This window comes from Azospirillum endophyticum (assembly GCF_016595245.1).
In the GTDB taxonomy this organism is placed as follows: Bacteria; Pseudomonadota; Alphaproteobacteria; order Azospirillales; family Azospirillaceae; genus Azospirillum; species Azospirillum endophyticum.
Window position 1 is genome coordinate 107,180 of record NZ_JAENHM010000072.1, and the last position, 7,261, is coordinate 114,440.

At 65.1% G+C, this 7,261-nt stretch carries 8 protein-coding genes and 2 pseudogenes; 9 read left to right on the forward strand and 1 reads right to left on the reverse strand.

What is annotated here, in order from left to right; all coding sequences use genetic code 11:
* Positions 1–38: 38 nt before the first annotated feature.
* The 8 genes from JHL17_RS26790 (at position 39) to JHL17_RS26825 (ending at position 5,765) form a co-directional block, all read left to right on the forward strand.
* The gene (locus JHL17_RS26790) at positions 39–614 is read left to right on the forward strand and encodes a 4Fe-4S dicluster domain-containing protein (protein WP_200197729.1); all 576 of its coding nucleotides are present in this window, start codon (positions 39–41) and stop codon (positions 612–614) included.
* Entirely contained in the window at positions 611–2,527 is a 1,917-nt protein-coding gene (cooS, locus tag JHL17_RS26795) for an anaerobic carbon-monoxide dehydrogenase catalytic subunit (protein WP_200197730.1), read from the forward strand. Before JHL17_RS26790 ends, cooS begins: the two co-directional genes overlap by 4 nt.
* A 55-nt stretch (positions 2,528–2,582) precedes the next feature.
* The gene (locus JHL17_RS26800) at positions 2,583–3,380 is read left to right on the forward strand and encodes an ATP-binding protein (protein WP_200197731.1); all 798 of its coding nucleotides are present in this window, start codon (positions 2,583–2,585) and stop codon (positions 3,378–3,380) included.
* The gene (locus tag JHL17_RS26805; RefSeq protein WP_200197732.1) at positions 3,377–3,568 is read left to right on the forward strand and encodes a hypothetical protein; all 192 of its coding nucleotides are present in this window, start codon (positions 3,377–3,379) and stop codon (positions 3,566–3,568) included. The genes JHL17_RS26800 and JHL17_RS26805 overlap by 4 nt, the downstream gene beginning before the upstream one ends.
* Complete coding sequence (locus tag JHL17_RS26810) at positions 3,565–3,891, forward strand: DUF8180 domain-containing protein (protein ID WP_200197733.1); 327 nt, start codon at positions 3,565–3,567, stop codon at positions 3,889–3,891. Before JHL17_RS26805 ends, JHL17_RS26810 begins: the two co-directional genes overlap by 4 nt.
* Before the next feature lie 69 nt (positions 3,892–3,960).
* A complete protein-coding gene (gene hypB, locus JHL17_RS26815) occupies positions 3,961–4,743 on the forward strand; it encodes a hydrogenase nickel incorporation protein HypB (protein WP_200197734.1) in 783 nt (260 codons plus the stop codon).
* Positions 4,744–4,747: 4 nt separating this feature from the next.
* Entirely contained in the window at positions 4,748–5,398 is a 651-nt protein-coding gene (locus JHL17_RS26820; RefSeq protein WP_200197735.1) for a Crp/Fnr family transcriptional regulator, read from the forward strand.
* Positions 5,399–5,534: 136 nt separating this feature from the next.
* The gene (locus JHL17_RS26825; RefSeq protein ID WP_200197736.1) at positions 5,535–5,765 is read left to right on the forward strand and encodes a HypC/HybG/HupF family hydrogenase formation chaperone; all 231 of its coding nucleotides are present in this window, start codon (positions 5,535–5,537) and stop codon (positions 5,763–5,765) included.
* Between the two features lie 218 nt (positions 5,766–5,983).
* Here JHL17_RS26825 and JHL17_RS26830 read toward each other — a convergent pair.
* Positions 5,984–6,120, reverse strand: a pseudogene (locus JHL17_RS26830) (IS256 family transposase); the annotation flags it as partial.
* 207 nt (positions 6,121–6,327) lie between these two features.
* On the opposite strand from JHL17_RS26830, the pseudogene JHL17_RS26835 reads away from it, so the two are divergent.
* Positions 6,328–6,762, forward strand: a pseudogene (locus JHL17_RS26835) (transposase); the annotation flags it as partial.
* Between the last annotated feature and the right edge of the window lie 499 nt (positions 6,763–7,261).

Below are 7,261 nucleotides of genomic sequence, written 5' to 3' on the forward strand. Positions count from 1 at the left end.
GAAACCGGAAAGACAAGAATCAGGAAAGGGCCCAAGGCATGAGCTCGCCAAAAGAGAATGCCATCATCTATGCGGACGCCCAGCGCTGCCTCGGCTGTCACAGCTGTGAACTGGCCTGCGCGGTGGCGCACAGCGACGGACACACCCTGAACGAGGCGGTCGCGCTGAACCTGCCTCTGCATCCGCGCAACACCGTGATCGTCGCCGACGGCGTCATGATGCCGATGCAGTGCCGCCAGTGCGAGGATGCGCCCTGCGCCCATGTCTGTCCGACCGGCGCCTGCCGGCAGGCCGACGGGCAGGTGAAGATCGTCGAGGAGAACTGCGTCGGCTGCAAGCTGTGCGTGATGGTCTGCCCGTTCGGCGTCATCACCGTGCAGGCGGACCGCCATCGCGGCGGCGACGATCCGACCAACCGTGGCGTCGCGCTGAAATGCGACCTCTGCGAATCCTGGCGGGCGGACACCGGCAACGGCGATCCGGCCTGCGTCGCCGCCTGCCCCACCAGGGCGATCCAGCTCGTCAATCTGGAAGACTACCGCAAGGCGTTGATCCAGGCCCGCGCCCGCGAACTCGCCCATTCCCATCGCCACATGCCGAGGGCCTTTCCATGAGCTCCTGCACCTCCTGCAATTCCTGCGACCCCGCAGCCGCCGAACTCTGCACCGTCGCGGCGGCGGCCGACATTCCGACCGTGTGGGACCGCCACGCCACCCAGCAGCCGCAATGCGGGTTCGGCTCGCTCGGCGTCTGCTGCCGCATCTGCTGGAAGGGGCCGTGCCGCATCGACCCCTTCGGCAAGGGGCCGCAGCGCGGCATCTGCGGCGCCGACCGCGACACCATCGTCGCCCGCAACCTCAGCCGCATGATGGCCGCCGGCGCCGCCGGCCATTCCGAACATGGCCGGCACATCGCGCTCGCCATGCAGCGGGTCGGCCGCAACGAACTGCCGGCCTACCGGATCCGCGACGAGGCCAAGCTGACCGCCGTCGCCAACCGGCTGGGCGTCGCGACCGAGGGGCGCGCCATCGGCCCCATCGCCTACGACGTGGCGACGCTGACCCTGGAGGACTACCGGAACCAGGACCACCACCAAGCCTGCAACTGGATCACGTCGAGCCTGCCGAAGAAGCGGGTCGACAAGCTGCGGGCGCTCGACGTGCTGCCGCACAACATCGACGCCACCGTCGCCCAGATCATGGCGCGCACCTCGGTCGGCTGCGACGCCGACCCAACGAACGTGGTTCTCGGCGGCATCAAGGGCGCGCTCGCCGACTTCACCGGCATGTGTCTGGCGACCGAATTGTCCGACGCGATGTTCGGCACGCCGCAGCCGGTGGTGACCACCGCCAACCTGGGCGTCATCCGCAAGGACAGCGTCAACATCGCGGTCAACGGCCACAACCCGCTGCTGAGCGAGGTCATCTGCGACGTCGCCCGCACCATGCAGGACAAGGCCAGGGCGGCCGGCGCCCGCGACGGCATCAACATCGTCGGCATCTGCTGCAGCGGCAACGAGGTGATGCTGCGCCACGGCGTGCCGCTCGCCACCAACTACCTGTCGCAGGAACTGGCGATCCTGACCGGCGCGCTCGACGCCATGGTGGTGGACGTGCAGTGCATCATGCCGTCGCTGGGCGAAGTGGCCGAATGCTTCCACACCCGGCTCGTCACCACCATGGACGAGAACAAGATGCCGGGCGCCACCCATGTCAGCTTCCATGAGGAGCATGCCGAGGAGACCGCCCGGACGATCGTCGACATGGCGATCGGCGCCTTCACGCTGCGCGATCCCAAGCGCATCCGGATCTCCAGCGCGGTCAGCAAGGCGGTCGTCGGCTTCAGCGCCGAGGCGGTGATCGGCGCCCTGGCGAAGATCGACCCGGACGACCCGCTGAAGCCGCTGGTCGACAACATCGTCAACGGCAACATCCGCGGCATCGCGCTGTTCGCCGGCTGCAACAACACCCAGAGCACCCAGGACGGCGGCTTCCAGACCATCGCCAAGAGGCTGGCGAAGAACAACGTGCTGCTGCTGGCGACCGGCTGTGGCGCCGGCGCCTTCGCCAAGCTCGGGCTGATGACGCCGGAAGCGACCGACGCCTATGCGGGCGACACGCTGAAGGCGGTGCTGACCGCCGTCGGCGAGGCCGCCGGGCTGGGCGGGCCGCTGCCGATGGTGCTGCACATGGGCTCCTGCGTCGACAACAGCCGCGCCGTCGCCGTCGCCACCGCGATCGCCGACCGGCTGGGGGTGGATCTGCACGAGTTGCCGCTGGTCGCCTCCGCGCCCGAGGCGATGTCCGAGAAGGCGGTCGCCATCGGCACCTGGAGCGTCTGCCTCGGGCTGCCGACCCACATCGGCACGGTACCGCAGGTGACCGGCTCGACCGTCGTCACCAACCTGCTGACCCGCGGTGCCGCGGATCTGTTCGGCGGCTACTTCATCGTCGAACCCAACCCGGAGGCCGCCGCCGACACGCTGCTCGGCGCCATCGAGGAGCGGCGCGAGGCGCTCGGCATCTGATCCGGCCAAACCCACAAGACGGGGGGACATCGCTCCCCCCGGTCCGGAGGACGTCATGAAGGTCGCAATCACTGGCAAGGGCGGTGTCGGAAAAACCACGCTGGCCGGGCTGTTGGCCCGCTCCTTCGCTGCGGAAGGGCGCAAGGTGCTGGCCATCGACGCCGATCCCGACGCCAACCTCGCCTCGGCGCTGGGCGTGCCGGCGGAGCGGCTGGCCGGCGTGCAGCCCTTTTCCCGCATGAAGGATCTCGCCCGCGAACGGACGGGGGCCGCTCCGGGCTACGGCTCGCTGTTCATCCTCAACCCCCGGGTGGACGATCTGCCCGACCGGTTCAGCGTCGCGCATGCCGGCGTCCGCCTGCTGCTGATGGGAACGGTCGACCATGGCGGTTCGGGGTGCGTCTGCCCGGAACACACGCTGCTCCGCAGCCTGGTCAAGCATCTGCTGATCGAGCGGGACGACGCGCTGGTCATGGACATGGAGGCCGGGGTCGAGCATCTCGGCCGCGCCACCGCGGAATCGGTGGACGCGCTGGTCGTGGTCGTCGAACCCGGCCGGCGCAGCCTGCAGACGGCGGCGCAGATCGAGGGGCTCGCCGCCGACATCGGCATCCGCCACGTCGCCTTCGTCGGCAGCAAGGTGACGGGGCTGGACGACTGCGCCTTCATGGCCGGGAACCTGCCCCCGGACCGGCTGCTCGGCTTCCTGTCCTTCGACCCGTCGGTGCGACAGGCTGACCTGCAGGGTGTGTCGGCCTATGACGTCAGCCCGGCTGCCGTCACCGAGGTGAAGGCGATCAAGCAACGGCTCGTCGCCTTCATCGCCTCGCAGGAACTGCCATGTGCCAGATGACGATCACGCTCCGTCACGCGGACGGCCGCGAGACGATCCACCGTGACATCGCCCAGCTCGATGCTGGGAATTGTCGCGAAATCACCCTTTTCCCTTTGTTCGAAGACACGGTAACGCTGGTTGGATTTTCAGTCCGCAGGATAGACTGCTTGTCCGGCCACGTGTATCTGGAGGAGGACCCGTCATGACCGCCACCTTCGACACGCGCGACCGCTTGCGCGTCATTCTCCCGCACTGGATCGGGCACAATGCCGGGCATGTCGAGGACATGCGGCGCTGGCTCGATGCCGCCGCCGAGACCGGGCCGGAGGCCGTCGCCAACCTGCGGGAGGCGATGGCCCGCATGACGCAGGCCGGCGATGCGCTGGCCGCCCTTCTCGACCTGCTCGGCGGCGATCCGGAACCGCTCTCCGGGCATGCCCATCATGATGGGCATCACCGACACCATGCCCATCATCACGAGCATTGCCATGAGCACCGCCACAAGCATAGCGACGGGATGGCCGGATAAGCGCGAAGCGGGCCGCTGCCCCTCGTCAGTTCCCCCGACCCGATACCCCCAGTTTCGAGGACCCGACCGATGTGCGACAATTGCGGATGCGCCGTGCCCCCCGGCAACCACCACCTGTTCGAGGATGGCAACCGGCTGGCATCGACCGCCGACGGCCGACGCACGATCGAGGTTCTCGAAAACCTGCTGCATGAGAACGACCATACGGCGCCGCACAACCGGCAGCATTTCGACACGGCTGGGGTCTTCGTCGTCAATCTCATGTCCTCCCCGGGCAGCGGGAAGACCAGCCTTCTGGAAGCGACGATCCACGCCCTGCCGCCGGGGATCCGGATGGCGGTGATCGAAGGGGATCTGGAGACCGAGAACGACGCCGAGCGCATCCGCCGCCACGGCGTGCCGGCCGTCCAGATCGTCACGGGCACCGCCTGCCACCTCAACGCTCACATGGTCCACGAGGCGCTGCATGCAGTCGACCTGGGCGGCGTCGACATCCTGTTCGTCGAGAATGTCGGCAATCTGGTGTGCCCGGCGAATTTCGACCTCGGCCAGCACAGCAACGTCCTGTTGCTGTCGGTGACCGAGGGGGACGACAAGCCGGCCAAATATCCGGTGATGTTCCGCGCGGCCGACCGGGTGCTCGTCACTAAGACCGATCTGGCCGTCCATCTGCCGGAGTTCGACGCCCGCCGCGCCCGCGCCGCGATCCATGCCCTGAGGCCGGGAACTCCGGTGCAGGAGCTTTCGGCGAAGTCCGGCCATGGCCTGGAGCCGTGGATCGCCTGGCTCACCGATGCCGTTGCCCTGCGGCGATCCGTTCACCAGAGCGGAGACCAGCCCCGTCATGCATAGAAAGATGCGGCTTCTCAGCACCAACGTGCTGGACATGATGAAGAGCAAGGCGTTCGACGGTTTCCTGTCCGGAGCCTGCCTGCGCAAGGCCGACAAGGGCGCGCTGGTCTTCACGCCGGAGTCCGGCGAGAACGCCGTCTTCATCGTCGTGTCCGGCCGTCTGCGCGTGTTCCTGTCCTATGAGGGCCGCGAGTTCACCCTGGCCATCCTGGAACAGGGAGACATCTTCAGCACGCACACCCGCGCCATGATCGAGGCGATGAGCCACACTGAGATCATGCTGATGAACACCCGGGACTTCCGTGGGAAGCTGGTGGCCCATCCGGAAATCTCGATGGCGATCGTCGGCATCCTGGGTGACGTGCTGAACAGCTCGCTCGACGCCATCGAGAGCCTGGTCTTCCAGGACGTCCGGCAGCGGCTGGCGCAAATCCTGATCGACGAGGCCGAGGCGCGAGGAGAACAGGTCGCAAATGGCATCTCCGTGCCCTTGGATCTGACCACTGAAAGCCTCGGCTTATTGATCGGGGCCAGCAGGCAAACCACATCTCAACTCATCAATGAATTCGTTCGCCTTGAGTTACTGGAGAGAAGTGAAAACCGCTCATTTATTCTTAAAGACATCGATGCGCTCAAGGCACTCAGCAGACCGTAACGCAAAGAAATACATATCTGACATATGATTATGGAGTAGTGAAATTATTATTAATGAGACCGCAGTTCAAAGGCGATTCATGCAATCATTTATCAAATTTCCCGAGAACTCTGGTATAAAAAAGGAAACCTTGCTCATGTGTTTTACAGTCCCGGCGCGAGTTATCGAATTGACAGATGGCAATTTCGCGGTAGTCGAGAGCAATAACATCAAAACAACTATCTCTCTTTCTTTGGTAACTGACGTTTCCGTGAATGATTATGTGGCCGTACATGTCGGTTTCGCTGTGATGAAGCTCGACTCGATCGAGGCGGAGCGCATATTGGTTTTGCTCACCGAGCTTTCAATGGATTCACCTCAACACTGATCCTGTCCCGATCCAACGCTGCAGCCTCACTTTTCTGCAATGGGCTTGGCAGGCGAGCGCATGATGGCATCGCTTCCAGGTTGACCAAGAGATGACGGTTGCGGACTCTATCGACCGTTGGATCAGGCGGCCGGCGACTTGACGGCTCGATCGTGTCCCCGTCCGTGGTGTAGGAGCGGAAAGGCGCTCATGGGCTCCGGCTGATCTGGCTGGGATTGTCAAGCGGCCACGGCGGGCAAGCTGACGAGGGGATCATCGCCGAGCGGGGCGGCGTCACATAGCGTGCCCGCTGAACGGCCCATTCGTCATTCTGCTCCAAGAGGATGGCACCGATGAGGCGTGTAATGACTGCCTCGACAATGTTGCCAATTATCACCCCTGGGGCAGGTTCGGCCGAAAGGGGGTGGGGCACTCTCCGATAATGGCGGTATGCGGAAGACAACGTTACCGTGATCGCCATCGATCTCGATCCGGCGAACCATGGCGCGAATGATCTCGCGCGTGGGGACTATCCGGAATTTCGTGCTCGGCGGGGTTATCCTGAAGCAGAAGGAGAGCCAATATGGCCCGACGCAAAGACCCGATGATCCCCGACGCGATCCTCGACCAGCTTCTGGCGGGGGCGGATGCCAAGACGGCGTTCGACCAGAACGGCTTGCTCGACCAGTTGAAGAAAGCACTGACGGAACGGGCGCTGAAAGCGGAACTGGATCATCATCTGGCCGGTGACGAGAGCGGCAACCGTCGCAACGGCTACGGCCGCAAGACGGTTCTGACCGAGGGCGGGTCGATGGACTTGTCGATCCCGCGCGACCGGGCGGGAACATTCGATCCGGCGCTGATCGGCAAATACCAGCGGCGATTCCCTGGCTTCGACGAAAAAATCGTGCCGATGTACGCGCGGGGCATGTCGACGCGGGAGATCACCGGGCACCTGCGGGAGCTCTACGGCATCGAGGTGTCGGCCGACCTGATCTCCACGGTGACGGACGCGGTGTGGTGACCAGACTCTACCAAAGAACCAAGATGACCGCCCGCTGTGGATAACCGGCCCGCCTACGCCAGCCAGCAAGGGGCGCTGCGGCAAGCCGGTTCCCCACAGTTCCTACACCACGCATCGGGACACGACCGCCCGGCGCCCCTGCATTGAACCGGCTGTGCATCCACAGGCCCAGGCTGGGCAACGCTTAACCACCTCGGGATCGAAATCGGCCAGTTCCAATTAGGCTCGGTCGTAGAGCCGTTGCCTCTTGCCGCCACCGCCAGTCAGCAAGCTGAGGCGATGAAGGGGGTGCACTCATGATCGACCGCAAGCCCGCCCGAGTTGCACGACGCGGCCGGCCGGCGTCCTGGCGGTCTGTGAGGGCGCTGCCCGGATGCGCAAGCTCCAGACGCACGGACGCCCCGGCTCTTTCGAACCGGGGCGTCAAGTGTCGGTGGTTGCGGGGGCAGGATTTGAACCTGCGGCCTTCAGGTTATGAGCCTGACGAGCTACC

Excerpts from the sequence above, each read along its gene's own strand:
- JHL17_RS26790 (WP_200197729.1), top strand. The coding sequence starts at position 39 with ATGAGCTCGCCAAAAGAGAATGCCATCATCTATGCGGACGCCCAGCGC.
- cooS (WP_200197730.1), top strand. The coding sequence starts at position 611 with ATGAGCTCCTGCACCTCCTGCAATTCCTGCGACCCCGCAGCCGCCGAA.
- JHL17_RS26800 (WP_200197731.1), top strand. The coding sequence starts at position 2,583 with ATGAAGGTCGCAATCACTGGCAAGGGCGGTGTCGGAAAAACCACGCTG.
- JHL17_RS26805 (WP_200197732.1), top strand. The coding sequence starts at position 3,377 with ATGACGATCACGCTCCGTCACGCGGACGGCCGCGAGACGATCCACCGT.
- JHL17_RS26810 (WP_200197733.1), top strand. The coding sequence starts at position 3,565 with ATGACCGCCACCTTCGACACGCGCGACCGCTTGCGCGTCATTCTCCCG.
- hypB (WP_200197734.1), top strand. The coding sequence starts at position 3,961 with ATGTGCGACAATTGCGGATGCGCCGTGCCCCCCGGCAACCACCACCTG.
- JHL17_RS26820 (WP_200197735.1), top strand. The coding sequence starts at position 4,748 with ATGCGGCTTCTCAGCACCAACGTGCTGGACATGATGAAGAGCAAGGCG.
- JHL17_RS26825 (WP_200197736.1), top strand. The coding sequence starts at position 5,535 with ATGTGTTTTACAGTCCCGGCGCGAGTTATCGAATTGACAGATGGCAAT.